This is a genomic window from Roseibium suaedae, assembly GCF_900142725.1.
In the GTDB taxonomy this organism is placed as follows: domain Bacteria; phylum Pseudomonadota; class Alphaproteobacteria; order Rhizobiales; family Stappiaceae; genus Roseibium; species Roseibium suaedae.
In genome coordinates this window covers 898,176-924,417 of the sequence record NZ_FRBW01000002.1, presented here as the reverse complement: position 1 = coordinate 924,417, position 26,242 = coordinate 898,176, and the positions used below count along the sequence as shown (strand labels likewise).

25 protein-coding genes are annotated in these 26,242 nt (G+C 61.3%); 5 read left to right on the top strand and 20 right to left on the bottom strand.

Annotation, left to right across the window (positions count from 1 at the left end; translation table 11 throughout):
- Positions 1-50 precede the first annotated feature (50 nt).
- A complete protein-coding gene (locus BUA94_RS11260) occupies positions 51-1,025 on the bottom strand; it encodes a calcium/sodium antiporter (RefSeq protein ID WP_073013090.1) in 975 nt (324 codons plus the stop codon).
- Between the two features lie 323 nt (positions 1,026-1,348).
- On the opposite strand from BUA94_RS11260, the gene BUA94_RS11255 reads away from it, so the two are divergent.
- The gene (locus BUA94_RS11255; RefSeq protein WP_073013834.1) at positions 1,349-2,011 is read left to right on the top strand and encodes an outer membrane protein; all 663 of its coding nucleotides are present in this window, start codon (positions 1,349-1,351) and stop codon (positions 2,009-2,011) included.
- A 79-nt stretch (positions 2,012-2,090) separates the two neighbouring features.
- Here the strand turns inward: BUA94_RS11255 and BUA94_RS11250 are convergent, their stop codons facing one another.
- The 7 genes from BUA94_RS11250 to BUA94_RS11220 all read right to left on the bottom strand — a co-directional run bounded on the left by BUA94_RS11250 (position 2,091) and on the right by BUA94_RS11220 (position 7,831).
- On the bottom strand, positions 2,091-2,738 hold the full coding sequence (locus BUA94_RS11250; protein ID WP_073013088.1) for a glutathione S-transferase N-terminal domain-containing protein: 648 nt from the start codon (positions 2,736-2,738) through the stop codon (positions 2,091-2,093).
- Positions 2,739-2,798: 60 nt separating this feature from the next.
- Complete coding sequence (locus BUA94_RS11245) at positions 2,799-3,464, bottom strand: ribonuclease T2 family protein (protein WP_073013086.1); 666 nt, start codon at positions 3,462-3,464, stop codon at positions 2,799-2,801.
- A gap of 20 nt (positions 3,465-3,484) precedes the next feature.
- Positions 3,485-3,925: a hypothetical protein gene (locus BUA94_RS11240; RefSeq protein ID WP_208980056.1), complete on the bottom strand. Its 441-nt coding sequence runs from the start codon at positions 3,923-3,925 to the stop codon at positions 3,485-3,487.
- Between the two features lie 83 nt (positions 3,926-4,008).
- On the bottom strand, positions 4,009-4,857 hold the full coding sequence (locus tag BUA94_RS11235) for a 23S rRNA (adenine(2030)-N(6))-methyltransferase RlmJ (protein WP_073013084.1): 849 nt from the start codon (positions 4,855-4,857) through the stop codon (positions 4,009-4,011).
- Positions 4,854-5,378 carry a GNAT family N-acetyltransferase gene (locus tag BUA94_RS11230; protein WP_073013832.1) on the bottom strand — a complete coding sequence of 175 codons (525 nt, stop codon included), beginning with the start codon at positions 5,376-5,378 and terminating at the stop codon, positions 4,854-4,856. The genes BUA94_RS11235 and BUA94_RS11230 overlap by 4 nt, the downstream gene beginning before the upstream one ends.
- Positions 5,379-5,709: 331 nt before the next feature.
- A complete protein-coding gene (locus BUA94_RS23940) occupies positions 5,710-6,519 on the bottom strand; it encodes a cold-shock protein (protein ID WP_073013082.1) in 810 nt (269 codons plus the stop codon).
- Between the two features lie 220 nt (positions 6,520-6,739).
- Positions 6,740-7,831 (bottom strand): DUF1176 domain-containing protein, encoded by a 1,092-nt coding sequence (locus BUA94_RS11220; protein WP_208980055.1) that lies wholly within the window; start codon positions 7,829-7,831, stop codon positions 6,740-6,742.
- Between the two features lie 165 nt (positions 7,832-7,996).
- Between BUA94_RS11220 and BUA94_RS11215 the strand changes: the two genes are divergently transcribed.
- On the top strand, positions 7,997-8,671 hold the full coding sequence (locus tag BUA94_RS11215) for an MBL fold metallo-hydrolase (RefSeq protein WP_073013080.1): 675 nt from the start codon (positions 7,997-7,999) through the stop codon (positions 8,669-8,671).
- A 78-nt stretch (positions 8,672-8,749) separates the two neighbouring features.
- Here BUA94_RS11215 and BUA94_RS11210 read toward each other — a convergent pair whose 3' ends face one another.
- Complete coding sequence (locus tag BUA94_RS11210) at positions 8,750-9,691, bottom strand: DUF1402 family protein (protein ID WP_408011943.1); 942 nt, start codon at positions 9,689-9,691, stop codon at positions 8,750-8,752.
- A gap of 693 nt (positions 9,692-10,384) precedes the next feature.
- Between BUA94_RS11210 and BUA94_RS11205 the strand changes: the two genes are divergently transcribed.
- The gene (locus BUA94_RS11205) at positions 10,385-11,272 is read left to right on the top strand and encodes a DMT family transporter (protein WP_073013076.1); all 888 of its coding nucleotides are present in this window, start codon (positions 10,385-10,387) and stop codon (positions 11,270-11,272) included.
- A 10-nt stretch (positions 11,273-11,282) separates the two neighbouring features.
- Here the strand turns inward: BUA94_RS11205 and BUA94_RS11200 are convergent, their stop codons facing one another.
- The 4 genes from BUA94_RS11200 to ggt form a co-directional block, all read right to left on the bottom strand.
- A complete protein-coding gene (locus tag BUA94_RS11200) occupies positions 11,283-11,642 on the bottom strand; it encodes a DUF6665 family protein (RefSeq protein ID WP_073013830.1) in 360 nt (119 codons plus the stop codon).
- Between the two features lie 70 nt (positions 11,643-11,712).
- Positions 11,713-12,927 carry an MFS transporter gene (locus BUA94_RS11195; protein ID WP_073013829.1) on the bottom strand — a complete coding sequence of 405 codons (1,215 nt, stop codon included), beginning with the start codon at positions 12,925-12,927 and terminating at the stop codon, positions 11,713-11,715.
- A gap of 56 nt (positions 12,928-12,983) precedes the next feature.
- Positions 12,984-13,577: a chalcone isomerase family protein gene (locus BUA94_RS11190; protein WP_208980054.1), complete on the bottom strand. Its 594-nt coding sequence runs from the start codon at positions 13,575-13,577 to the stop codon at positions 12,984-12,986.
- Positions 13,578-13,684: 107 nt separating this feature from the next.
- Positions 13,685-15,280 (bottom strand): gamma-glutamyltransferase, encoded by a 1,596-nt coding sequence (gene ggt / locus BUA94_RS11185; RefSeq protein WP_073013074.1) that lies wholly within the window; start codon positions 15,278-15,280, stop codon positions 13,685-13,687.
- A 185-nt stretch (positions 15,281-15,465) separates the two neighbouring features.
- Between ggt and BUA94_RS11180 the strand changes: the two genes are divergently transcribed.
- Positions 15,466-15,897 carry a GlcG/HbpS family heme-binding protein gene (locus BUA94_RS11180; protein WP_073013072.1) on the top strand — a complete coding sequence of 144 codons (432 nt, stop codon included), beginning with the start codon at positions 15,466-15,468 and terminating at the stop codon, positions 15,895-15,897.
- Between the two features lie 209 nt (positions 15,898-16,106).
- Here the strand turns inward: BUA94_RS11180 and BUA94_RS11175 are convergent, their stop codons facing one another.
- The 6 genes from BUA94_RS11175 to BUA94_RS11150 all read right to left on the bottom strand — a co-directional run bounded on the left by BUA94_RS11175 (position 16,107) and on the right by BUA94_RS11150 (position 24,071).
- On the bottom strand, positions 16,107-17,471 hold the full coding sequence (locus BUA94_RS11175) for a coiled-coil domain-containing protein (protein ID WP_208980053.1): 1,365 nt from the start codon (positions 17,469-17,471) through the stop codon (positions 16,107-16,109).
- Positions 17,472-18,287: 816 nt separating this feature from the next.
- Positions 18,288-21,209 (bottom strand): excinuclease ABC subunit UvrB, encoded by a 2,922-nt coding sequence (gene uvrB / locus BUA94_RS11170; RefSeq protein WP_073013068.1) that lies wholly within the window; start codon positions 21,207-21,209, stop codon positions 18,288-18,290.
- A gap of 117 nt (positions 21,210-21,326) precedes the next feature.
- Positions 21,327-22,073: an amino acid ABC transporter ATP-binding protein gene (locus BUA94_RS11165; RefSeq protein ID WP_073013067.1), complete on the bottom strand. Its 747-nt coding sequence runs from the start codon at positions 22,071-22,073 to the stop codon at positions 21,327-21,329.
- Positions 22,070-22,744, bottom strand: coding sequence for an amino acid ABC transporter permease (locus BUA94_RS11160; RefSeq protein ID WP_073013066.1), 675 nt, complete (start codon positions 22,742-22,744; stop codon positions 22,070-22,072). The genes BUA94_RS11165 and BUA94_RS11160 overlap by 4 nt, the downstream gene beginning before the upstream one ends.
- 9 nt (positions 22,745-22,753) lie before the next feature.
- Positions 22,754-23,512, bottom strand: coding sequence for an amino acid ABC transporter substrate-binding protein (locus tag BUA94_RS11155; RefSeq protein WP_073013065.1), 759 nt, complete (start codon positions 23,510-23,512; stop codon positions 22,754-22,756).
- Positions 23,513-23,780: 268 nt separating this feature from the next.
- A complete protein-coding gene (locus BUA94_RS11150) occupies positions 23,781-24,071 on the bottom strand; it encodes an Rdx family protein (protein ID WP_073013827.1) in 291 nt (96 codons plus the stop codon).
- Between the two features lie 198 nt (positions 24,072-24,269).
- Between BUA94_RS11150 and BUA94_RS11145 the strand changes: the two genes are divergently transcribed.
- A complete protein-coding gene (locus BUA94_RS11145) occupies positions 24,270-25,118 on the top strand; it encodes a choline/ethanolamine kinase family protein (protein WP_073013064.1) in 849 nt (282 codons plus the stop codon).
- Positions 25,119-25,130: 12 nt separating this feature from the next.
- On the opposite strand, the gene BUA94_RS11140 is transcribed toward BUA94_RS11145, so the two are convergent.
- Entirely contained in the window at positions 25,131-26,123 is a 993-nt protein-coding gene (locus BUA94_RS11140; RefSeq protein WP_073013063.1) for a heparan-alpha-glucosaminide N-acetyltransferase, read from the bottom strand.
- Between the last annotated feature and the right edge of the window lie 119 nt (positions 26,124-26,242).

Genomic DNA, 26,242 nt, shown 5'->3' with positions numbered 1-26,242 from the left:
CAGAAGAAGATTTCGCCGGAGAACTGGGTACTTACGCAGGTCGCAAGCCGTCAGATCGGGGTGTTGAGGGAATAGACCATAAATGTGTAGAGGCCATAGGCAAGACACAGCAGGGCGCCGGTGATCTTGCCGAGACAGACCCGGCAGCGGGCAAGAGCGAGCAGCAGCACGGCACAACCCAGCATGACCCAGACATCGAAGGAGATGATCTGCGCCGGAACGTGCAGCGGAACGATCACGCTGGTGATGCCGATGATGGCAAGCAGATTGAAGATGTTCGAACCGATCACGTTGCCGATTGCGACTGCGCCCTGTTGACGGATCGCAGCCATGACAGAGGTGGCAAGTTCCGGCAGGGACGTGCCAAGGGCGACGACGGTCAGGCCGATCACTGCATCACTGACGCCCCAGGACTTGGCAATCTCCGTTGCCCCTTCAATGGTGAAATGAGCGCCGAGCGGCAGGCCTAGCAGACCAAGCAGAATATAAAGACCCGCGAGCCACATGGTCTCCGGCACGCCTTCCACTTCTTCCAACTCGTCGTCATCACCGCAGCAGGCCGCCTTGTCCTTGCGGTGGCGGCGGGTGGCCATCACGGAATCGAACAGGAACACGCCCAGCAGCGCCAGAAGCACGAGGCCAGCGAAGAAGCCGATGGGTGAGAGATAGCAAAGGCCGATGAAGACCACCGACACGAAGACCATGAAGACCGAATTGCGGGTTGCCCCGTCTTCGCCGCAGGGGGTGGCCGCAATCAGGGCCGGCATGCCGAGGACGAGCAGGACATTGGCAATGTTGGATCCCACCACATTGCCGATCGCAAGGCCACCCGCGCCATCAAGGCCCGCGCCAAGCGAAATGAACAGCTCGGGGGCAGAGGTGCCGAAGGCGACGATCGTCAGGCCGATGACCAGATTGGGAATGCCGAGACGCTTTGCGATGCCGACGGATCCTCTCACGAGGATGTCCCCTGCCACGATGAGCGCGACAAGGCCGCCTACAAGGCTAACGTATTCAAGCAGCATTTCCTGGAGATCCGATTTTGGGCGTGTAATTTATGAGCGGTGAAGCCCGCCTGAACATGGGTGTTCTGGCGCGCCGGTCTTATAGACAATAGATAGTTGCAGGGGAACCCATCCGCTAGGACCCCCTTGTAAATTTGCAAAATGCGAAAAACTTAACGTGCTGGTAAGCACGTCAAGGAATGACCTTATTTTGCCTCTGAATCTTCAAATTTTACGAATTCATTGGCCACAATGGCTGCTCATAACTTCAGACGGGTGAGGATGGGGACTGCCGGGTGGCGGTCCGCATTTCATACTGGACTAGTACATCTGGAGTTATGATCATGAAGCGTCTCGCACTTGCAGGACTTTCCGCCGTCGCCATCACCGGCGTAGCCGCGCCTGTGTTCGCGGCCGACCTTCCGCAGCCGGCGGAACCGGCACCCTATGTCGACAACTACGCACCAGCCGCTCGCTTCGACTGGTCGGGTTTCTACGCCGGTGCCAATCTGGGCTGGGGTTTCGGCAACTTTGACAATCGCAACGCTCCCGATATCGACGCCAACGGCGTCACCGGCGGCATTCACGCCGGTTACAACATCATGCTGAACCCGAATGTTCTGGCTGGTGTTGAAGCCGACTTCATGTTCTCCGACATGGAAGATTCGAAGACGGTTGGTGGCAACACCTTCAAGAACAGCTCGTCCTGGAACTCCACGGTTCGCGGCCGTCTGGGCTACACCTTCGACAAGTTCATGGTCTACGGTACGGGTGGTCTGGCAATTGCCGATCTTGAAACCAAGGTCAATGGCAACAAGAAAGACAAAACTGCAGTGGGCTGGACCGTTGGTGCCGGTGTTGAAGGCGCCATCACGCAGAACGTGACCGCCCGCATCGAATACGACTATCAGGATTACGGTTCTGAAAAGTACTCGATCGGTGGTGCCGGTTACCGCACTGACTTCGACCAGAGCCTGGTTCGCGCCGGCATCAGCTACAAGTTCTAAGAGCTGAACCGGGGCAAGCCCCTTGCGTTGAGAATTAGGAAAGGCCCGGGCATGACCCGGGCCTTTTGCTTTGGAGCACTTAGCGCAAGGTCGCGACCGTGGCCGGAACCGGAGCCGGATCCAGACGGGTTTCCCCGAAGGCGGGGACTGCCGCATCGAAGCTGTCGAGCCAGGCCACCAGATTGGGGCGGCCTTCCCGCCAGGCGCTTGCAAAGCGCAGGTCTAGATATCCCAGCGCACAGGCAAGAGCGATCGTTCCGGCATCGGCATCTGCGGCAGAGGTCAGTGCTGGAGGCGTGTTGGCCTCAAGCCAGTCCAGGCCGCGGGTGACCTTGGCCTTCTGATAGGTCATCCAGTCCGGGAAACGGTATTCCTCGGGCTTGAAGCGCAGTTCATAGACCTGGAGGATGGAGGCATCCACGATGCCGTCTGCCAGCGCCTGAAGTCGCAGGACGGGGAAGCGGGCTTCGCCTTCCGGCAGCAGACGGTTTCCGCCAGCCATGAAATCAAGATATTCGGTGATGACGCGGCTGTCATAGAGCACGCTGCCATCATCCAGCACGAGCGCCGGGATCTTGCCGAGCGGGTTTTGGGCACGCAGGCTGTCATCCGGATTGGCAGTGTCAGCCACCTCGATGGTGATCTTGTCCATCAGGCCGAGCAGCTTTGCGGCAATCTTGATCTTCCGTCCGAAGGGCGAGGGAGGGGAAGAGCGAAGCACAGGCATTGGTTTGTCCTTTCCAGAGCTCCGGAGTGCCGGAGCGGGAGTGAAGAGAGGCTGCGCCGGTCAGCGGACCGGAGGCGGGATCTTGATCTTTGAAGAGCGGCAGCCTGCCCGGTCGACCGCTTTGCAGGTGCGGAATTTCAGGTCCTTCGTCAGGCAGATGCGGACCTCGTCAATCTCGCCGCGGGAGCAGGTGACGGCCATGGCGGCATCATTGAGGCCCGGATTGGCAAGGCGGAAAGCCTTTTCGACGGTTTCAGGTGCCGCCAGATAGGTCTTGTTCGAATTCTTCAGCGCTGGCGGTATCCGGATCTTCTCGAAGGCAGCGCGAAGCGTGTCCAGATATTCGCCCGCGGACAGGCCCGAGCAGGTGCCGTGCTTGCGCCATTCATGATTGATCAGGCCCCGGCTGGGCATGATGTCGAGCACGGCATCAACCTGGCTCCGGGTCGGACCGGCCACGCCCGTGCGGCAGAAGTCGGGCCAGCCCCGCTCATATTGCGGCCAGAGCCCATGGACGATGAAGCCGAAGGGCTTAGCTGCGCGGCATTGGGTGGGATCGGCATCGCGCCCCTTGGCCGCGCAATAGCTGGGCGACCAGGACAGCGAGAGCACATAATAGTCGAAGTCGCCTGCCTGATCCTCAGCCTGAACAGGCCCCTGGCTTGCGAGCAATGCGGCGGCAAGGACCAGGGTTGTTCTGGCCTTGCGGAAAAAGGATTGGAACATTCGAGGGCAGTCCTCGGCGATCAGCGGGGACGGACAGTGCTGCAGCTTGCGCCGTAGACATGCCATCTGTCGAAGGAGGCAAGGCAGGCCTCGACATTCCAGCTCAGGCCGACAAAGCCCGCATATTCTTCCAGCTTGTAATAGACCGTGTGCTGGCTGCCGTCTGTCAGCCGGGCCAGACCGGTGCAGTAGCGCCGCTCCAGCGGGCTGATGCCATTGGTGTGATTGGCAAGCTCGCGGACACCATCAAGTCCGGTCACCGTGTGGGGATTGCCGGAGTAATGGGCTTCCTGTGCCAAACGGCCACCGACTGCTGCCTGTACGGAGGCCGCTTCGCAGGCCGGAAGGCGGCTCGTGTCCGCAGGGCCATAATAGGGCGCATCCGCTGCCAGTGCACCGGAGATGGGCGTGGCCGCACCCAGACAGAGAGCGGCGGCAAGCAGGGTTCTGAACTTTTTCACGGGGCAGATCTCCAGCCTTCTAAGCAAAAGCGACGATGGGGGAGGCTGGAGACAAGGTCAAGTCATGGAATGGAACTTGAGGTTCATTCCGGAATGATCTGCTTCATCTTCCAGTTGGCATCCGCCCCTTCTCCAAGGATCTCCGTCAGCCAGGGCAGGACGATTTCCATCTCGCCTGCCAGGGTGAAGGGTGGATTGATGATGGTCATGCCGGATCCGAGCATTGGCGTGTCCGGGCCGCTGCGGCCTGTGTTCAGCTCCAGAGCCAGAACATCCCGGACGCCAGCGTCTTCAAGGGCTGCGTGAAAAGCCGCAAGGCCCCAGCGATCCTTCAGAGGATACCAGATGGCAAAGACGCCGGAAGACCAGCGCTTCCATGCCTTGACCACGGCCTTGCCCATCCGGTTGAATTCGTCGGTCACTTCAAAGGCCGGGTCGATGATGGCAAGCCCGCGTTTCTCCTTGGGCGGGACGAAGCTGCCCATGGCGAGCCAGGCGTCCAGATGGATGGTCTTGACCTGATGATCGCCAGCAAAAAGATCAGCCAGCGTCTGGAAGTCCTTGGGGTGCAGCTCTGTCAGCGTCAGCCGGTCGATCGAGCGCATCAGCTTGCGTGCCAACGTCGGAGAGCCGGGATAGGCAGTCAGTTTGCCCTCGCCATTGACGCTGTGAACCACATCAAGCCAGGGCTTCAGGATCTCCGCGACCTCTACGGGTGGCTCGGAAGCCAGAACCTTGCCGATGCCCTTCTGCCATTCGCCTGTCTTCTGGGTTTCTTCAGAGGTCAGGTCATATGTGCCGATGCCCGCATGCGTATCAATGATGCGGAAGGGACGGTCCTTGCGCTGCAGATAGACAATCAGGCGCGCGAGAACGGCATGTTTTAGCACGTCGCCGATGTTGCCGGCGTGATAGGCGTGACGGTAGTTCACTTGCGTTCTGTTCCTTGAGTGGCTGCGTCGTGCTGGAGAAAGACCACGGCCATGTCACCATAGTCCGCCGTGCCGATTTCGTGAAAGCCGATCCGCTCGTGAAAGCGCCGGGAGCCCGGGTTGTCGGGCCGTGTATTCACCTCGCAGACGACCGGGCCATCCTCTGGCGTCAATTGGGCGATGATATGCCGGTAGAGCATTTCGCCTGCGCCAAGATTTCTGGCATGCGGCGCCAGGCAAATCCGGTCGACATAGGCAAAGCGCTCAATCCGCTCGCTCAGCCAACGATAATTCCGGCTGGGGTAGGCGGTGCCTTCCGGCAGGCAGAGAAGAAAACCGGCGGCAGTGCCGTCAAGCTCGGCGGTGACCGCGTGGCTTGCCATGGCAACCAGACCGTCCAGCTTGTCTTTCGTCAATTCACCAACCGCGGGTACGGCCGCATTGTTCATGGCGAGCAGACTGTCGAGATCCTCCGCTCTAATGGGGCGGATCGTGACTGAAGAGGAGGTGTCAGTTGGCATGGTCATCGGTTCAGGGCACGCAACAGGTGGTTCAGGCGGATCATCATTCGCTGTACGCGGCGGAACTGGGAAAGCCGCTCAGGCTGGCTGGGCGAGACGCGCTTGCAGTCAACGGCGCTTCATTCGTTTGCCCGGCGTCATCTCACAAAGGTGGCTCTTGTGCAATCGCCCCCCGAGAGCGAGGAGGACGCGCGATTTGCGCAAGGTGATGACGGTGAAAGCAATGGCGAGGCATGTGCCTGGGCCAGATGCTCTATAATCAACAAAGAAAAGGCGGCGGTCCGTGCGAACCGCCGCCCGTTTCCAAAAGCCTTCAAGGCTTTAGATGTTCTCAGTCTTCGCTGTCGAAATCTGCGTCGGAAGCGTCTTCGCCGCCTTCAGCAATTTCCTGCAGGTTGACGGCCTTCGGGCCCTTGCCGCGACGATCCGGCTCGGTTTCGAAGGAAATGCGCTGACCGCTGTCGAGCGTGGTCAGACCGGAACGTTCCACCGCAGAGATGTGAACGAAGACATCGGCTTCGCCGTTGTCCGGAGTGATGAAGCCAAAGCCCTTGTCGGACTTGAAGAACTTTACCACGCCATCCTGACGCGGGCCGCGTTCGACCGGAGTGTCGAATTCCGGACGCGGACGACGCGGACGGAAACCGCCTTCGCCACCTTCGCCGCCTTCGCGATTGCCGCCGCCGAAGCTGCGTCCGCCGCCGTAGCCGCCGCCACCTTCACGGTTGCCGCCGCCGTAGCCACCTTCACGGCGTCCACCGCCGTAGCCGCCGCCGCCTTCACGGTTGCCGCCGCCATAGCCACCGCCGCTACGGCCACCACCGTAACCACCGCCGCCTTCACGGTTGCCACCGCCGTAGCCGCCGCCGCCTTCGCGGTTGCCGCCACCATAACCACCGTCACGGCCGCCGCCGTAACCGCCACCTTCACGCCGGCCGCCGCCATAGCCGCCGCCGCCATCGCGTCCGCCGGCATAGCCACCGCCGTCACGGCCGCTGCCGTAACCGCCGTCGCGTCCACCGCCGTAACCGCCGCCAAAATCGCCGCCGCCAAAATCGCTGCCGAAGTCCTGCGGACCGCCAAACTCGCGCTTGCCGCCGCGACGTCCACGCGACCGCCGGTCCGAATCGCCATCGTGCATTACTTATTCACCTTAACTTCGTGCCTACCGCTAAAGGCACTTAACCCATTATAATTGCTCGAATTTTTGTACGAGCCGTTCCTTGCGAAACGCATGCCCTGCGTCCGCTACCACTTACAGGATTGGGTTGAAACAAGGATGCCGCATCCCCATCCAGTCCGCTGCACCATCATCATAAGGCTGTGTGCGGGAAAATCGCAAGTGAATCCTTGGAAGGATGCTATTTGGTTGACGTTGGGGCAGGCCAGAGAAGCGGCCAATCCCGGAGCGGCGTTTCCGTTCCATCGCATGTCATGCGTGACGCCTCCGCCGAGAGGGCGAAGGTTGCCCCCGTCCAGCGCCATCTGTTCCAGGTGCCGCAGTCGCCAATTCCCGACCCCTTGTAGAGACCATCAAGCTCCAGCGTGCCCGGGGTCCATCTCGCATTGTAGATGACATCGGATGCAATCGGTCCCTGCTCGGACAGCCGGGCCATCTGCAATTGACGCGCCTTTCCGTCCGCATAGGCCAGCACAGTCACATAGGCCGTGTTGTAAGCGGTTGGGGACCCGCAGGGCAGCAGATAAAGGGTTGTCTTGTCCGGCAGGGGGGCTGCAATCGCATCAAGTCCGGCAAAGATGGCCGGGTCGATCGTCGAGCATGTGCGGCTATGGTCCCAGGCCTGGCGCACGGCAGGCGGCAGGGTTTCCGGAACCAGTACGGGAATGGCATGTGGGGCATCCTGGGGCATGCCGTCACCGGAAATGGCAAGTGCAGTCTGGCTTCCGGAGCGTTGCTGCCGTTGGTCCATCCAGGCAAAGGCCTGCCGCAGTCCCTTGAGCGGAATTGTGATCTCCGACTGGGCGCCGTTCACGGGCAGCGAAATGGTCAGCTGGTTGCCGGCGCGCATGGAATCGAGCAGGGCCATCGTTGCGGGGCCCGCCGGATACCAGAAACCCTCGCCACCGATCGGGCGGAAGCCGGTTGGCGAAACAATGGAGGTTTGAGCCTCAGTGAGTTCCTTGACGGTGAAGGTTTCGATTTCCCGGCCGTCGATGCTCAGAGTGACCGTGCCATTGCCGGCGAGCGGGCTGTTGGCCGTCACCCGCACAAGCGGGGCAGCACCTGCCTGCCAGTCCCGGACGATCCGGATGTCGACCCAGGCAGATTGGCCCCGAACCAAAGAAGAAGTCAGGCACAGGCCGGTGTTACCGCAATCGACGGCCCACTTTCCCCAGGACGGCATGGTGCGGTCGCCGTCTGCCATGGCACCATGTGCCTGAAAGACGGTGAGGGCTGCCACAAGTGTGGTCCGGAAAAGCGTCTGCATCATCGGTTGGATATCCAAATCAGTCTGCTGGCTATCCAGCAGCCTTATCTTCTTGTACGAAAAGCAGAACCGAAGGTGAAGCGGCCCAGGCCTGATAAACGCGCCGGGAAGCCCACTTTGCCCAGCAATTCTCAATTCTCCGCATGACGGGGCAACCGGAGCATATCCTTGTCACAATCCTCCAACGGCTCTGCCGAGGCCGAACTTCCGCCCATCCAGATCCTGATCATCCCGGTGACGCCGTTTCAGCAGAACTGTTCGCTGATCTGGAACCCGGCGACGATGAAGGGGGCGGTGGTAGATCCGGGCGGAGATGTGCCGGAAATTCTGAAGGCAATCCGAGAACATGGCGTCGAGGTGGAAAAGATTGTTCTGACCCACGGCCACATCGATCATGTGGGCGGCGCAGCGGATCTGGCCTCGCAACTAGGCATCCCCGTTGAAGGCCCGCATGAAGAGGACCGGATGCTGATCAAACGGGCTGCGGATCAGGCCAGGCAGTTCGGTCTTCCGCCGGTTGAACCGGTCGAGCCGGACCGCTGGCTGGTGGACGGGGATGTGATGGAGATGGCGGGCCGGACGTTTGACGTCCTGCATTGCCCAGGCCACGCGCCGGGTCATGTGGTGTTCTTCGACAAGGAATTGCGTCTGGCGATCTCGGGTGATGTGCTCTTCGCGGGATCTGTTGGCAGGACGGACCTGCCAGGAGGTGACCATGCGACACTGATCCAGTCGATCAAGACGAAGCTCTATCCGCTGGGTGATGATGTCACGTTCCTGCCGGGGCACGGTCCGGCTTCGACCATCGGCCAGGAGCGGGCGACCAATCCGTTCCTGGTGTGAAGTTCGTGAAACAAAAAGACCGGGCAAACTGCCCGGTCTGAATTCAGAGTGATCCAGCGGATCCAGAAGGCAGTGCCATCAGAGGACCGAGCGGATCTTTTCCAGCCGGTCGTTCACCAGCCAGCCATAGTAGTTTTCGCTGGGCCAGGTGGCGCCGCTGCGGCGGAAACGGGTGGCCCGCTTCCAGGGGTCGCCAAGGTTATAGAGCGTCGCAGTGATGCCCGGGTTCTTGGAGATATCGACCTTGCCGACAGACTTGTAGGCTTCGATCGCGTCCTGGATGACTGCGGCCATATATTCCAGCGAAATATCCGGATCCATGGTGGCCTTGTAGACGGCCTTAGGGTCGGAGGCGCTCAGGGGCCGGTTCCGGCTCTGCCGTGCGACCCGGTCGGTCATCTTGAGGACCGTCAGCGGGCTCAGCTGGCCAAGGCCGAAGCTCTGGCCGGAGAACAGCGGCTGGAAAAAGGTCTCGTTGAAGTTGGTGCCCGGAAACCGAGTGCCGGAAACGCGCTTGTTGCGGAACTTGGATTCCCAGACAGTTTCGTAGCAGCCCCAGCGGCGGTCGCTGTGCTGCTGGATGGACTTGGTCTGGCACCGGTCAAACTCCGGTCGCTGGACGAAGTCTTCGACATTCTCGCCATTGTATTCGAACTTCAGCGGAATGCCTGCGTAGTTCAGTGCCTTGATGTAATAGGACTGGGCACTGTCGAGCGTGTCGTAGTTATAGGTGTGCTCGCCAATGATTGCCCCGATCATGTGGATCGGGTCGATGTTGTATCGGCCGGCGACCCGCTTGATCTTCGAGATGAGGCTGCTGTCGCGCTTCAGGACGGCGATGATCTTGTCGAACTTCTGATCATAAGTCGACTGGGCAGCCTTGGTTCTGCGCGCGGAAGAGAACGGAATGGCAGGCTGGCTTTTATTGCGGTTGCCTTCCGGTACCACGCGGGCACCAGCGGCCTCCGCGGTTGAGGACAAGGCAAGGCTCACAGACAGGCTGCCTGCCGGTACGGCGATCGAAAGGCAGGTGAGACCAATAAGAGCGGCTTTGAAGGTATAACGGAAAGTCACGGGTTTACGCATCGCCTGTTGCTCAGGCCCTCGTCTCTTGGTCGCCACAGTGTCACGCAGACCAAGCCGGGAGGGGCCGAATCGCGTAGTGAACGCTACGGTAGCAGGTGGTTGATCAGGAAACCTGCCCCTGCAGGTAAAAACGGCCGTCGGCACTTGAAAAATCGCCGCCAAAGAACCATTGCTTCTCACCAGTTGCAAGAGCGTGCTTTTGATGTGTCCCCAGTCTGATAGCGCAGAATGGGGAGCAAGCCGCTTCGGTTCTCGGCACCTGTCTTTTAATTCAATGGCTTGCATGTGTGTCATGCTGCTTTTCCAGATGTGGATAGGCGGTGGGTTTGCGCGTTTGGCAGCTTTTGGCGGAGGCCTGTGGATCAGGGTAGGGCTGCGGCCTTTCTTGGCAATGGCGCTGCGTCATTTTGGCAGCGCCGATTTGCCAGCCATCCAGATCGCCGGTGCACGCTGCGCCTCCCCCTGCATTTTGCATCCTCATCTCCGCTTCGGTTCGTTTCCAGGCTTGCCTTGCCCGCCCGCCGCCACAAGGGGCATAGTTTGTCATTCTGGGCGTGTCTGTGATGGTGGACACGGAAACTTCATCCCCACTTGCCAAGTTCATCGGCCTCCGATACGCGGTGAGCCATGAACCGTCTGACCGCCAATTCTCTTCTTTTGCTGGCCGCTGCCCTTTGGGGATCGGCCTTTGTCGCCCAGTCCACAGCAATGGAGGACGTCGGCCCGTTCTACTTCACGGGCATCCGGTTCTTGATCGCGGCGCTCGTCCTTGCGCCTTTCGCCTGGCGCGAGCGGACTGCCCGGCGGAATGATAGATTGACGCAGGGGCACTTGGCTAGGTTCGGCTTGATTGGTGCGGTGTTCTTTTTGGGCATCGTCATTCAACAAATCGGCATGATGACCACGACGGTCACGAATACGGCCTTTTTGACCTCGCTCTACGTGGTTCTTGTGCCGGTGATCGGTTTTGCCTTGTTCCGGGACATTCCCCATCCGGTGATCTGGCCCGCTGCCTTTGCCGCGCTGACGGGTATCTGGCTGCTTGGGGGCGCCAGCCTGGATACGCTGAACTGGGGCGATGGGGCGGTGCTTGTCTGCGCAGTTTTCTGGGCGCTGCACGTGGCCCTGCTCGGTCATGTGGGCCTGACCAGCGGCAGGCCTCTTGCGCTTGCTTTCTCGCAGTTCCTGATTGCCGGTCTTGCAGGTGTCCTGTGCGGGCTGGCAACCGAGGAAATCAGTTTTGCCCAGATCCAGGCCGCCGGCTTCGAGCTGTTCTATACGAGTGTCGTATCAGGATGCCTGGCCTTCACCCTTCAGGCGGTGGCCCAGAGATGGACCCGCGCGGCGGATGCGGCAATACTTCTCGCCTCGGAAGCGCTTTTTGGCGCCATGTTCGGCGCGATCCTGCTGGGCGAGCGGCTTGGCGGTCTGGGGCTCGTTGGCTGCGCACTGATCCTGCTGGCGATCGTTTCCGTTCAGCTGGTGCCGTTGATCCGGCGTCCGGCGCGGGCCTGAGCCCCAAGTTTCAGCTTTTCTGAAACTGCTTTCTGAGGGCTGCCGGAACTGGTCCGCAGCTCAACCGTACGTCACGGGGCACGCCCATCTCGTTGAAAAACGCCTGGTGTTTCAGCAGTCCGCACAGCTCACGCTGGATGGTCACATGCCACAGGGCTTCGCCTGCCTCGGCGACGCGCAGCTGACGGATCAATTGCGTCTCTTCGGTTTGATCCTCTTCCTGAACAGGGATCCGCTTCAGTGCGGTTTCCAGCTTCTTGTTCAGGCGGGAAAGTGTTCCGATCTTCTCCCCCAGGATTTCCTGTTCCAGAGCGGCTGTGATTGGATCAGTCTGCTGCGCACTATAGGCCTTGGGCGGGCGGACGCTCATGACGCGGATCGGTCTCCTGATCTTTTCCGGAGGTTGCAAGGGCTTTGCGAAGATCATGCAATGGAGATCTTCAAGGAGCAATGGCTTGCCTTTGCCCGATCAACCAGATGAGGGTCAAGGCCTTGAGCACACAGGGGATTGCCGCATAGGCCAAAGAGAGCCAGAGGCCGGTGCCAGAGGTCATCTCCATGCCGGGTTGATAGCCCGCAAGACCCAGGAGCGGCAAGGCAATGCCGGTGGCAACTGCAAGCGCTCCCTTCGAGATCAAGGCCATCAGGGCGAAGAGCCGAGACGCTTCACCTGCCCCTGACGTCCGGTCGATATGGTCTGCCAGAAGGGCAGGCGGCAGGGCGAGGTCGGCGCCGAGTGCCAGACCGGAAAGTGCGCAGACGGCTGCGTACATGATCACATCTCCGGGTCCCAGAAAGACGGCCCAGAAGAATGTCGCTGTGGCCAGGGCCATTGAGGTGGCCCAGGCGATGACCTTACCCTTTCGTTTTGCGAGGGTCTCCCAAAGTGGCATGGCGCCAACGCCGGAGAGAAAATAGAGCAGCAGAAAGGAGCCGGTGAGGTGACCCGCCTCGAGCCGGTCACGGATGAAGAAGAGCACCAGGACGGCGGGTATGGCGCTGGCGCAGGTGTTGAGCGCATAGAGCCCGAAGAAGTGCCTCCTCCACGGATGCCGGAGCAGGAGTTTCCACCCGAAGCCGGCGGAAGACTTGGCAGCTAGCTGGAAGTGCGAGCGTCTCATCCAGCGGGTCAGCACGATCAGGGCAGCAGTCGAAAAGGGAACGACACTGAGGGACAGGAGGTTGAATGCGGCCTGTGGGGCGGCCTCCGCATTCAGCAGCGTTGGAGCGATGGAAGCTGCCAGAAGCCCTGCAAGGCCGAAGCCTTCGCGCCAGGTGGTGACTTTTGTTCTGGACGCTTCCGGCACCCGCCAGGTTCCGCCGAGGGCCTGCAGATTGATCGCGACCACGGAATAGCCAGTGGTGCAAATGAAGACGGACAGTGCCAGCGACACCAGGGGGGCATCGGGAATTGGGTGAAATATCATCCAGAAACCAGCTGCGAGTGCGGTGGTGCCGAGGCTGAGGATGAGTGTCCTGTGTCTGTTCCAGCGGTCGCTGAGACTGCCGATCAGCGGATCCTGAATTGCGTCGATGACACGAAGGGCAAGCAGAACGAGGCCAAGCAATGACAGCGGCTGGCCGAGGGTCCTTGCGTAGAAGTCCGGGGCATGCAGATAGATGGGCAGGCCCGCAAAGGCTAAGGGGAAAGCCATCATCCCATGGGCCATCAGAGCCCGGCGTGATGGGGAATTATCGTCTGGGGAGCTCCTCAGGAACGCGCTCCTACCAGCCTGTTCCGCAGGTCAGGGTTCTGGGTGTTCTGGCCAAGCCATATGGCGAAGAACCGCTTGGTGAACTCCGGATCCTTGATGGTGCCGATCGCCTTGCTGCCGGAATAGAACACCGTATTTCCCGCGCGGTCACGGACGCCGGTCAGGGACTGGCCCTTGGAGACGTTCGGAAAGATCCGGTTCATCTGATCGGTCCAGACTTCTAATTTTGCCACGTCCTTCATCCCTTGGCGGCGCATCTGCTTGGCGGTTTCGGCGGCGATGGCAGTGCCTTTGAAGCTGCGAAGATAGGTCAGCTTCAAGGCAAAGGGTGCGCTCGGCTTGTATTGGCCTTGGGGAGCGTAGAGTTCCGCGTCAAAGATGGCGAAGCCCAGGAATGTCATCTGGCCTTCGCCAACCAGACTTGCTGCGGGGACTGAATTGCCTGCTGCCCCCAGTCCGGCAGAGGCCGGGCGGGGAAAGAGCATGACGAGACTGAGGGCAAGCAGGACAAACAGCGCAACGGCAAATGCCGGTCGAGCGAATGCTGACGATTGCGATGGGGCAGCCAGTGTTCTGGTCTTCACGTGCATCCGGGTCTCCCAGGAAAGTGCGCATTGCCTCTTTCCTACGCTGGGGAGCCGGAGCTGGATCAGTCAGGCGGCAGAAAATATCCGCCGCCTGAATTTCTTCCGCAGGATCAATAGCCTGCTGCGTGGCCGTCCTTGCGCGGATCAGAGCCGGCGATGAGCAGGCCCTGGTGACGGTCGATCATGATGGCCTGGCTGCCACCGATGGGGGCCGCAGCCCGGCGGACCACATGGCCCAGGGACTCAAGCCCGTCGATGGCGCGTTGCGGGATCATCTTTTCCGCTTCCAGCGCGTGGGTCTTCAGATCGAAGAACATGCGCGGCATGTCGATCGCCATCTGAACATCCATGCCGTAGTCCACGATGTTGGAGACGAGATGCGCATGGCCACAGGCCTGGTAGTGACCTCCCATGACGCCGAAGGAGAGCCACGGCAGACCGTCCTTCAGGCCGAAGGCCGGGATGATCGTGTGCATCGGGCGCTTGCCGCCTGCAATGGAATTTGCGTGGCCCGGCTTGGCGTGGAAGACCGCCCCGCGGTTATGCAGCAGGACGCCGGAATTCTTGGCCAGAATGCCGCTGCCAAACTCGTTGAAGATCGAGTTGATGAAGGAGACGGCAAGGCCATCCTTGTCGACCACGGTCAGGTAGATCGTGTCGGTCTGGGGCGCGAGGCTGGTTGCCGGAAGGTCCACGAGACGCCGGTCGAGACGGATCAGACGCGAAAGCTGCGTGATATAGTCCTCGGCGATCAGCGAGGTGTGGCAGGCATCCATGTAGCCCGGGTCCGTGACGAATTTGTCGCGAACGGCGTAGCCGATGCGGGCCGCTTCCATTTCCAGATGCAGACGTTCCGGGCCGAGCGGGTCGAGGTTCGGCAGGTCGAAGCGTTCCAGCAGGCCCAGAATGACCAGCGCAATGATGCCCTGGCCGTTGGGCGGAAGCTCGGCGATCGTATGGCCGCGGTAATCGCGCATGACCGGCGACACTGCGGTGGTGTGGCAGGCACCGAGATCCTCGAGGGTCATCACGCCGCCCAGCTCCTTGAGCGTCTTGACGATATCCTCTGCGACGGGGCCGGAATAGAAGGCATCCGCCCCACCGGAGCCGATGGCGCGCAGGGTTTCTGCCAGCTTCGGGAACTTGAGGATGCTGCCGACTGCCGGCGCTTCGCCGTCCACCAGATAGGCAGCGGCTGAAGCTGGGCTGGCTGCCAGCTTGGCAACGTTCTTTTCCCAGTCCCGGTTGACACGCGGGGCGACCGGGAAGCCGTTTTCCGCATAGTCGATGGCCCGGCGGAACAGCTTGTCGAAGCCACGTGTACCGTGGGCCTTGAGCAGGGTTTCCCAGGCCCGGATCGCGCCGGGCACAGTGACTGCATGCGGCGAAGTGGGGGCCAGTTCCTCTACGCCCCGTTCGGCGAGAAGCTCCGGTGTCAGCGCACGGGGCGAGGCGCCCGAGCCGTTGAAGCCGGTCATGTGGCCGTCCGGTTTCGTCACGATTGCGAAGCAGTCACCGCCGATACCTGTCATTTGCGGCTCGACCACCGCTTGCACGGCGGCGGCGGCAATTGCGGCGTCCACGGCGTTGCCGCCCGATTGAAGCACTTCAAGCGCGGCGCTGGTTGCCAGCGGGTGGGAAGTGGCCACGGCGGCCTGGCGGGCAAAGACGGGCGAACGCCCGGGTGCCTCGAAATCGCGTCTCACGTTAGTCTCCAGACTGTTTCCTTCAGGGAGGAAATGCTTGGTTGATTTGGCCAGTGGTCCGCACGGGTCCGGTCTGATAGCCCTGAAAAAGATGCTCAGGCCGGACAGGGAGTTGCCTCCCGATCCGGGTTCGTCGACTGGCCCGCACAAATCGCTGCGATCAATTAGTAGGGAGAGAAATCACCATGCGCAAACTGAACCTTTCAACGGCACAGCAAATCATTTCTGCCGCTTTCGAAAAGGCGGAGGCGCTGGGCCTCAAGCCGCTGACCGTTGCGGTGATGGATGATGGCGGCCATCTGGTCGCTCTGGCCCGTCAGGATGGATCGTCAATCCTGCGTCCGCAGATCGCTTGCGGCAAGGCCTTCGGTGCGCTGGCTGTCGGCACGGGCACCCGGTTCCTGAACACGGCGGCCGAAGTGCGCCCGCATTTCGTCCAGGCCCTCAACGGCGTTGCCGGCGGCGCGATCGTTCCGGTGCCGGGCGGTGTCCTCGTGCGGGATGGCGCGGGAGAAGTGCTGGGCGCGGTCGGCATCACCGGCGACACTTCGGACAATGATGAAGCTGCCGCTCTGGCCGGTATCGCTTCCGTGGGCCTGGAAGCCGACTGCGGCTAACGCCACCGCCTCTGCGCCGTCCCGGACGAAGCAAAGCGGAGATCCGGGACCTCAAATTTGCGGAGGCCCGTTTGGGGTGGTCCCTGCTCAAGGCCGGGACGGCCCGGAGGAAACGCATTCGGCGTCCTCAAATTCGGACAACAAGAAATCAGGCACCGGATCTTTCAATAAAGATCCGGTGCCTGACTTTGGTTTTGAACGGCTGAGGATCAGTCCCGCAGACGCACGATTACGCCGTCGTCGTCCCCGCCGTTGTCGTCCGGGCCGCCATCATCCTGGCTGCCTTCCAGAAGACCGGCCTCTTCTGCCGGATCGTAGTTCCGGGTTAGACCCAGTTCTTCCGCCGGTCCCCGGCCTTCCATGGCACGCTGGTAGTTGTTGATCACGCCCTTCAGCTGAATGATCTGGTCGTTGGTGGTGTCGACCTGGATCCTGTATTTCTGCAGCTTCTGATTTTCCTCGATCAGCTCTTCCATCCGCTCGGCGAATTTCACGTTCTGGTTCCGCTCGTGGTTCAGGTCGGTCAGGGCCGAATTGTAGCGCAGGTTCAACTCGCGCAGCTTGGCGTTGGCGGAGACCAGCTCGTTGCGGTCGCGCTCGTGGTTCTTCTGGGCGTTGGCCAGATGCTGCTCGATCTCCTGCATGCGCCGGACCAGATCGCGCTTGCGCTCCTTCATGGTCTGGTTTTCCTGGGAGAGATCCTGCAGCGCCTGGGCGCCGATGCGCCGCTGGGAGGACAGGTTCTCGATCTCCGCATTCAGCGCATAGACCTCGTTGTCATGCTTGCGCTGTTCTTCCTCCATCCGGGACTTGCTGTAGGCCAGCTCCTGATTGGCCACATCCAGATGGGATTTCAGGTCGATGTTCTCGTTGCGGTAATCCACCAGCTGGCGCTTCAGGGCTTCCAGCTCACCGGTCACCTGGTTGTTCTTGCGGATTTCCTCTTCCAGCAGGGCTGCGCTTTCCGAGAGGTTCTGCTGCAGTTCCTTCTCCCGCTTGCGGATCTCGTCCAGATCCGCCTGCAGGCTGTCTGCTTGCTCCTGCGCGGCGGAGAACTTCGCCTTCACATTGCCCAGCGTGTCGGCCAGCTCCGTTGCCCGGCCGTTGACCAGCACCAGTTCGGCGCTCTGGGTGCGGAAGTCCTCGTTGACCTTCTTGTTGTTGTCACGAATGGAGACCAGTTCGTTGCGGGCGGTCTCCAGCGCCGTGCGGCTTTCCGTCAGCCGCTTGCGCAGGGAATGGCTTTCGGCCTGCGCCTCTTCCAGCTGGTTCGCCAGCGTGCCGAGCCGGTGGTTGGCATCCAGAAGGTCCGTGGAGATCTTGGCATTTTCCGACTTGAGACGGATTTCCGTTTCCACCTGAACCCGGGAGGCCTCAATGAACTCGGTCATCATCTGCAGGGAGTGGCGGGATTCCGCTGCCATGGCATGCATCTGCTCCACGCCCTGGCTCAGGCTGCCGAGGCGGCTCTTCAACCCGTCCAGCTGATGCATCTTTTCCTGCATCTTCAACGCAAAGGGGGAAAGATGCTGAACGTTGGAGGTTTCCGGCCCGGACGTGTCTCGGGGTTCCATCTGCCCAGCCACGTCCTCAGGCGGTGCGTCTGGGCCCTCCCTGTGATCACTTCCGCCCTTTGCCGATTTCGAAAAAATGCCCATTCCCAGCTCCTGCCCAACGCATTACGACGGCTCAACTGCAACGGCAGGTTTTCCTGCCGTAGGGGATGGTAATCCAAAATTTGCCATATTCAGAATCGAACCGGCGCAGTTCGGTTAATTTTCCGTTAAGCGCAATGAAAAAAGTGATTATGCCTGTGTTTTCATTGCAAGTTTTGCGGGTGTTAAATGTGGAAGACTCTGGAATAATGCGAGGAAAGGTCGAAACCCTGCGTAAGAATGGGCTGTGAAGGGCATCCGGCCCTCCCCGCCCACGGTCGTCATCCTCGGGCTTGACCCGAGGATCCATGCCGCTTCGTTTCCGCTCGGTAGTGACTTGCTTGAGGCAAGTTTTCGGCATGGATGCCATGGTCGAGCCATGGCATGACGGAGGAGAGGTATCATCCCCTGAGCGTCGTCCCGGGCTTGACCCGGGACCCAATCCAACGATCTGGAAACTTGAGCGTGGCAGCTTGAGAGCACCGTGGTTTTGAAGGCAAGGTGTCGCCGGGTTTGGCTGGCGTGACGGCTTGCGCCCGTTCTCTACCTTCTGGCTCAGGGTATGAGTGGGTCCCGGGTCTCGTTTCACTCGCCCGGGATGACCGATGAGAGCAGCCTCATCCGGAGGGGCGCAACTGCGGCCAAATGGCTTATGCGCAGTTCGCTCCCGCCCTCATGCTGAGGAGCAGCAAAGCTGCGTCTCGAAGCATGGGACACTTGTTCAGGAAATGGCCGCTACTGCCCCGGCCGTCCGCTCTTCTTCGGCCGTCCCCGCCGCCGCTGTTCCTCTGCCGGGTCCTCATAGGAGCCTGCGCCGATCTTGCCACGGATGACCGGGGTAGGGCTGTCGTCGGCCTGAATGACCGGCTTCTTTGGCAGAGGCTTGTTGGAGAGCGGCACTTCCGTGCGGCCAACGGTCATCTCATCAAGGGTGTTCTTGCGGACCTTTGACTTGGCAGCCCGGTCGGCCGCTGTTTCCTTTTTCTTGCCGCTGGCGCCTGCCTTTGTGCCGCCGGCGCCGAAGCTGCGGTCGCCCTTGTAGCCGCCGGACTTGTCTTCCACGGAGGACTGGCGGGCCAGCGGGTCGTCGGCGACGGCAAGTTCCGTCTCGCGCAGGCGCTTGACCTCGTCGCGCAGGCGGGCCGCCGTTTCGAAGTCCAGATCGCTGGCGGCTTCCCGCATTTGCCGTTCCAGATCCTCGATATGGGCCTTGAGATTGTGGCCGACCAGGGAGCCGGTCTCGGCAAAGCCCGCATCCACGGTGACGTGGTCCTGCTCGTAGACGCTTTCCAGAATGTCGCCGATGGAGCGGCGGACGGTTTCCGGCGTGATGCCGTGCTCGGCGTTGTAGGCGAGCTGCTTTTCCCGGCGGCGGTTGGTTTCCGCAATCGCCCGCTCCATGGAGCCGGTCATCCGGTCCGCGTAGAGCAGAACCTTGCCGTCGACGTTCCGGGCAGCGCGGCCAATGGTCTGGATCAGCGAGGTTTCCGAGCGCAGAAAGCCCTCCTTGTCCGCGTCCAGAATGGCGACCAGCGCACATTCGGGAATGTCGAGACCTTCGCGCAGCAGGTTGATGCCGACCAGCACGTCAAAGGCGCCAAGGCGCAGGTCGCGCAGGATCTCGATCCGCTCCAGTGTGTCGATGTCCGAGTGCATGTAGCGCACGCGCACGCCGTTCTCGTGGAGATATTCGGTCAGATCCTCGGCCATGCGCTTGGTCAGCGTCGTAACCAGAGTGCGGTATCCCTTGGCGGCGGTCTCGCGCACTTCGCCCAGAAGATCGTCGACCTGGGACGTGGCCGGGCGGATCTCCACCGGCGGGTCGATCAGGCCGGTGGGGCGGATCACCTGCTCGGCGAAGACGCCGCCGGACTGGTCCATTTCCCAGCTGCCGGGGGTGGCCGACACGCAGATGGACTGGGGCCGCATGGCGTTCCATTCCTCGAAGCGCAGTGGGCGGTTGTCCATGCAGGAGGGCAGGCGGAAGCCATATTCGGCCAGCGTCGCCTTCCGCCGGAAGTCGCCCCGGTACATGGCGCCGATCTGCGGAATGGTCACGTGGCTCTCGTCGGCGAAGACGATGGCATTGTCCGGCAGATATTCGAACAGGGTCGGGGGCGGTTCGCCCGGCGCACGGCCGGTCAGATAGCGGGAATAGTTCTCGATGCCCTGGCAGGAGCCGGTGGCTTCCAGCATTTCCAGATCGAACATCGTCCGCTGTTCCAGCCGCTGGGCCTCCAGCAGGCGGCCATGGGCGTTCAGTTCCTCAAGACGTTTCTTCAGCTCTTCCTTGATGGATTTCGTGGCCTGCTGAAGGGTTGGCTTGGGCGTGACATAGTGCGAGTTGGCGTAGATCTTCACCGACTTCATCTCGCCGGACTTCTTGCCGGTGAGAGGGTCGAATTCGGTGATGGCCTCGATTTCGTCGCCGAAGAGCGAGATGCGCCAGGCCCGGTCCTCATAGTGGGCGGGAAACAGCTCGATGGTGTCGCCTCGCACCCGGAAGGTGCCGCGCTGGAAGGCGGCGTCGTTGCGCTTGTATTGCAGAGCCACCAGATCGGCGAGCAGCTGGCGCTGGTCGATGCGCTCGCCCACCTCGATGGCAAAGGTCATGGCCGTATAGGTCTCGACCGAGCCGATACCGTAAATGCAGGAGACTGAGGCGACGATGATGCAGTCGTCGCGCTCCAGCAGGGAGCGGGTGGCCGAGTGGCGCATCCGGTCGATCTGCTCGTTGATCGAGGATTCCTTCTCGATATAGGTGTCCGTGCGGGGAACGTAGGCTTCCGGCTGGTAATAGTCGTAGTAGGAGACGAAATACTCGACCGCGTTGTCCGGGAAGAAGCTCTTGAACTCGCCATAGAGCTGGGCGGCCAGAGTCTTGTTCGGCGCCAGGATCAGGGCCGGGCGCTGGGTACGCTGGATCACCTGGGCCATGGTGTAGGTCTTGCCCGAGCCCGTGACGCCGAGGAGCACCTGGGTCTGTTCGCCGCTGTCGATGCCGCCCACCAGTTCGGCAATGGCCGTTGGCTGGTCGCCAGCAGGCTCATAGCCGGACTTGAGTACGATCGGCACGCCGCCTTCGGATTTTTCCGGCCGCTCGGGCCGGTGCGGCACCCAGACCTCGCCATCCTTGATCAGGGGATTGCCGCTCTCGATCAGCGCAGCCAGGGCTTCCACGGTCGCAGTCGCGCCCTGATTGCCGGAGAGCTCGCCGAACTTGCTCTCCTTCTTCTTCTTGTTGTCCTTCTGGTGCTGCTTCAGCTTCGCTTCGAGCTGTTCAGCCTCTTCCAGGGTCATGTCCAGACCGGCGACCGGATTAAGCCCGCCTGCTGCCCGTTCACGGGCGCTGTCTGCCTTGCCCATGGAGGTGCCCCGGGCCGAGCGGGCCGGTTTGGCGTCTTTGGTGGCGGGTTTCTTTGGCGCGGTTTTCCCTCTCCCTTGAGGGGAGAGGGTGGACGCTGGCGCGTCTTGCGCGCCGGTGGACGGGTGAGGGACAGCCTTCGCGGCCTCTTCCTCGATTTCCTTTGCCCAGTCGGCGATGCTGCCGGAAAGAGGCGCGCCCTCGAACGCGGCCTGCGGCGCTTCGCCGAAGCCTTCAGCGGCATCCGGATGGGTGGGGAGATCGTCGGCGGGGGAGGTCGGCTTCTTGCTCATGCCCGCAATATGGGCTGGTTCCGCTGCAGAGGAAAGGGGGTGTTGCGGGTTTGTTCCTGTTTGCCCGAAACAAAATCTTCCCCTCCTGACACAAGGCTGTCAGGAGGGGAAGTTGATCTATCCGAGACGGCGGAGGAATTCGCGGGTGCGCGGGTCTTGCGGGGCGTCGAAGATTTGCGATGGCGGCCCCTGTTCCACGATGCGGCCGCCTTCCATGAAGATCACCTTGTCGGCGATCTCTCGGGCGAACTGCATTTCATGGGTGACGATCAGCATGGTCTGGTGCTGGGCGGCGACCCGGCGCATGAGTTCCAGCACCTCGCCGACCCATTCCGGATCGAGCGCGGAGGTGGGTTCGTCGAACAGCATCAGTTCGGCTTCCAGCGCCATGGCCCGGCCGATGCCGACACGCTGCTGCTGTCCGCCCGAAAGGCTGGCGGGATAGGCATCGGCCTTGTCGGACAGGCCGATCTCGCCGAGGATGGCCAGCGCCCGCCGCTCTGCTTCCGCTTGTGGCATTTTCTTCACCACCACCAGCGCTTCCATGATGTTCTGCTTGGCGGTCTTGTTGGCAAAGAGCGCATAGTTCTGGAACACGAAGGAGGTGCGGCGGCGCAGGGCCAGGATGTCCGTCTTGCTGGCATGGGCCGCATCCACGCTCAGATCGCCGACCCGGATGGTGCCAGCTTCCGGCCGGTCGAGAAAGTTCAGGCAGCGCAGCAGGGTGGACTTGCCGGTCCCAGAAGGGCCGATGATCACGATCCGCTCGCCCGGCGCGATGGTGAGATCGATGCCGTTGAGGATGGTGGTGCCGTTGAAGGCCTTGGACAGGCCCTGGACGGATATGCCGGCGGTGCAAGTCATCGTGCGAAAGCCTTGTTGAGCCGGGCCTCAAGGCGCCGCTGCAGGAAGGACAGGATCTCCACGATCACCCAGTAGATCAGGGCGACATCCAAGAAGGCCTCGAAATAGCGGAAGCTGCCGGCGGCTTCCTTCTGGGCGGCTCCCATCATCTCCGTTACCCCGAGGGTGAAGGCGAGAGAGGTGGATTTGATCATGTCGATGAAATAGTTGACCAGGGTCGGCGCGGCGATGCGACCGGCCTGGGGCAGGATGATCCGCCGCATCATCTGGCTGCGGGTCATGCCGATGGACTCGGCTGCCTCCCACTGGCTTCGGTCCACGCCGACAATGGCAGCCCGGATGCTCTCGGCCATATAGGCGGAGAAATGCAGGGTAAGCCCCATGATCGTGGCGGTGACGCCATCGATCGCCGTCAGGAACGACATGACCTGCGGCAGGCCGTAGTAGAAGAGAAACAACTGCACCAGCAGAGGCGTGCCGCGGAAAAAGCTGATGAACACCACGACCATCTGGTCGGCCACCGGCAGGCGGACGATCCGGACGATGGCCAGAAGCGAGGCGAGGATGAGCGCGAAGCCCATCCCCACGAAAGCCATGAACAGCGTCAGCGGCAAGTTCTTCAGAAGGACCGGCAAGAGGTCCAGCATGTATTGCGTGTCGAGTCCTGGCATTTGCGCTTCTTACTGGCCGGAGCTGATGTCGGTACCGAACCACTTCTGGGAGATTTCGGTCAAGGTGCCGTTTTCGCGGAGCTTGGTCAGGGCAGCGTCGACTTCATCGCGCAGCTTCACGTCCTGCTCGTCCTTGCGGAAGGGCATGGCGTTCTCGATCCTGGAGAAAGGCTTGCCGGCAAGAGCCAGCGGCAGGCGGCTTTCCTTGATCACCTGGGCAGAAGATACGCGGTCCATGACGAAGGCGTCGGCACGGCCAAGAGCCACGTCCTGCTCAATGCCGGTGTCATAGGTCTTGATGTTGATCTCGCTTGCGTAGGGCAGGTTCTTCAGCAGCTCTTCAAAGTTGGAGCCGAGATTGACCGCAACGGTCTTGCCCTTGAGATCTTCCGGGCCCTTGATGGTCTCTTCATTGCCCTTCTTGACCACAACCTGAGCGCCATCGATCACATAGGCCTGCGTGAAGGAGAACTTCTTCTCGCGTTCCGGGGTGATGGTGATCTGGTTGGCGACCGTGTCGATGCGGCCAGCCTCAAGGGCGCCGATCAGGCCGGAAAAGGACATGGTGACGAATTCGACCTTGAGGCCGGTTTCCTTGCCGACCGCATTCAGGACGTCGACTTCAAAGCCCTGCAGTTCACCGGCCTTGGTGAAGGTGAAGGGGAAATAGCCGCCGGACATGCCGACCCGCAGGGTTTCTTCTGCCTGTGCCTGCACGCTTGCTCCGAGCGCAAGGGCTGCGGCTGCCAGAGAGAGTTTCTTGAACATGGATACGCCTTCCTCAAATGTGCGGCCATTCCGGCCGCCGGTGCAGGGAATGGTATGGCCGGTTTCCAGTCTGACAAGACAAGAGCGACCAGCCTTTGATGGGGGAGGACCCTAGAACCATTCGCCGACGGCAGCGAGACGCGGCATTCTAAATTTTCAGCACTCCTGCGAGCAGCATTCCCGCAAAGCCCGGATTTTTAGATTGGCAGAAAGAAAGGAGGAGGGGACGTCAGGTTTCTGGAACAACTCGCCTGAAGCCTCTCAGTGGTCAGGTCCTGTCCTTCCCTGCATCCGAGTGACCCAGGTCTTTTTCCGGCCAGACCAGGTTGCGCAGGCGGGTCTTTAGGGTCTTGGCGTCGGGAAAACCGCCGTCGCTCTTGCGGTCCCAGACCAGATGGCCATCACAGGTGATGGTGAAAATGCCGCCTGTGCCCGGAACCAGGGTCACTGCGCCTATATCTTCGGAGAATGTGGTCAGGATTTCCTGGGCCATCCAGGCGGTGCGCAGCAGCCAGCCGCATTGGCGGCAATAGGTGATGGTGATATGGGGTGCCTGCACCTTTTCCGGCGTCTGGGTGTTTTCGAGGCTGATCAACGGTCCCGAAGACGGGGGGACTTGCTGGTCGGGGGAACCGGTCATGGAACTCTCCATCAGGCTGAATAATGCGGCGGCGCGCGAAGATGAGGATGATCGTTCTTGGCAGATTCAACGGCATTTGTCTCTGACAGAGCAGAGGCTTCCGGAGACGGAAGTTCGTTGGAAGCCGTTCGGGCCGTGCTGGATGACCGGCCCGGGCTGATGCCGCTTATGGGAGAGGTGAGGCAGGCTGAGCGCCTTCCGGGGCTGTCAAACTCCGTGTTCGGCGTGGTTGCTGAGCATGGCGCTTTTGTCCTGCGGGTTCCCGCGGCGAAAAGTGCCGGATTGATCGACCGGCAGGGCGAGCACCATAATCTCTGTCTTGCAGCCCGGGCCGGTTTGGCTGTTGAGCCGCTCTTTTTTGATGAAGAAGATGGCCTGATGCTGATGCAGCGGAAGGCGATCGCGAAGGGAACGGTTGAACCTCTTGCGCTCGGAAAACTGATCGCTGGCCTGCATGGTTTGGACGGGACGTTTCAGGGCACGCTGGATTTGCCGGGGCTGCTGCGGTCACTGCTGAAGTCCGCCGCCAGAACGGGTTCATTTGCGTCGGAACTGACAGTCATTCGGACCGTTCTCCACGGCCTGCCGGAGATGGGAACCGCTAACCCGTCCGGTCTGGTCCGCAGCCATTGCGATCTGTCGCCTGGCAATATCCTGAAAACCACAGATGGGTTGCAGCTCATCGATTTCGAGTTTTCCGCAATGGCACCGCCGGAGTGGGATCTGGCCTATGCCCTGCTTGAAAACGAGATGGAAGGACCAGCGCAGAGCGCCTTCCTGGAAGGCTACAGGGCGTCGGGCGGCCATCTGCCGGAGGCGTCTTCCCTCCAGGAGATGATGCAGCGCTGCGATGCGGTCTCGGCTCTCTGGGCCTTGGAACAGGCAGGGCTCGGCAACACGCGGACGGATTTCCCTACCTTTGCCAAGGCGCGGATCAAGCGGATGCGCGAAAGGGCAGCCCTGTGACGCTTCCTGACGTCAGTTGCCTGATCCGGTCGCGGGCGGCGTTGACGGCGTGTCCCGCAGGCAGATGGCATAGGCATCATTGAGCTGCGCGCGCAGGCCGCTGTCATTGGGGCTGTCGACCAGATCTTTCCAGAAGCCCGCTGATTTGGCAGCGTCCAGAGTGCAGGAGCAGGACGAGTTGCAGGCTGTCTGATCGCCAAAGGTCGCGGCACAGGCGCGGCTGCAATCGCGGACGAACAGGGCTTCGCTTCTGTCCGGAGCAATGCCGAGGGCGGTGAAAGACCAGACAAGGCCATAAAGAAGCGGCTGATGAATGAGATAGACCGGCAGGGAATAGCGGCCAAAGGTTGCCAGCGCACCGATAGCGCGGTTTTGCTTCGGGGCCTCGCCAGCGGCAACTGAAGAGCGGGCTTCGAATAGACCGGGTTTCAGCTGCAGGGCAAGGCGGGAGAGACCGAGCCCCAGCAGAACAAGCCCGGTCCAGGGGGCAATCGGCACGTAATCGACGGAGCCATAGTCCGGCTGCCCCAGCCCCGTCCAGAGCAGCAACTGGCCATCAAAGGCAGTGCTGGAGGCCCACAACGGTGCTGTGCCGATCACAGCGGCCGCTGCAATCGAAAGGAAAGCGGGCGCCGGCAAAAACGGCAGGGCAATGAGACTGCTGGCGGCGATGGAATGAAGAATGCCGAAGCGGACGAAACTGTCGCCAAAGGCAAACCATGTGGCCAGGGAGACCGCGCAGGCCGCAAGGGCGACCTTTGCCTCGCGGATCCAGAATGCCCGCCAGCGGATACCGTTGCGATGGGCGAGCGCCAGCCCGATGCCTGACAGGAACAGGAAGCTTCCTGCAATGGAGGCGGCGAAGGCTTTCCAGTCCGGATCTGACGAGACGGCCCAGTCCACATGGCCAAACCAGGACAGGTCCCAGGACAAGTGATAGATCACCATGGCCACGAGCGCCGCGCCACGGGCCGCGTCCAGAACGCCTATTCTGCGGGATGTCATCTGAAACACTCTCCCAAGGGAGACCGCAGAGCCCTGGCGTTGAAAGGGAACGCGTAAAGAGCTGCTGAGCTAACTCGTGAAGGCTGCGAGCAACACGCCGAGAACCGTGCAAACCCCGC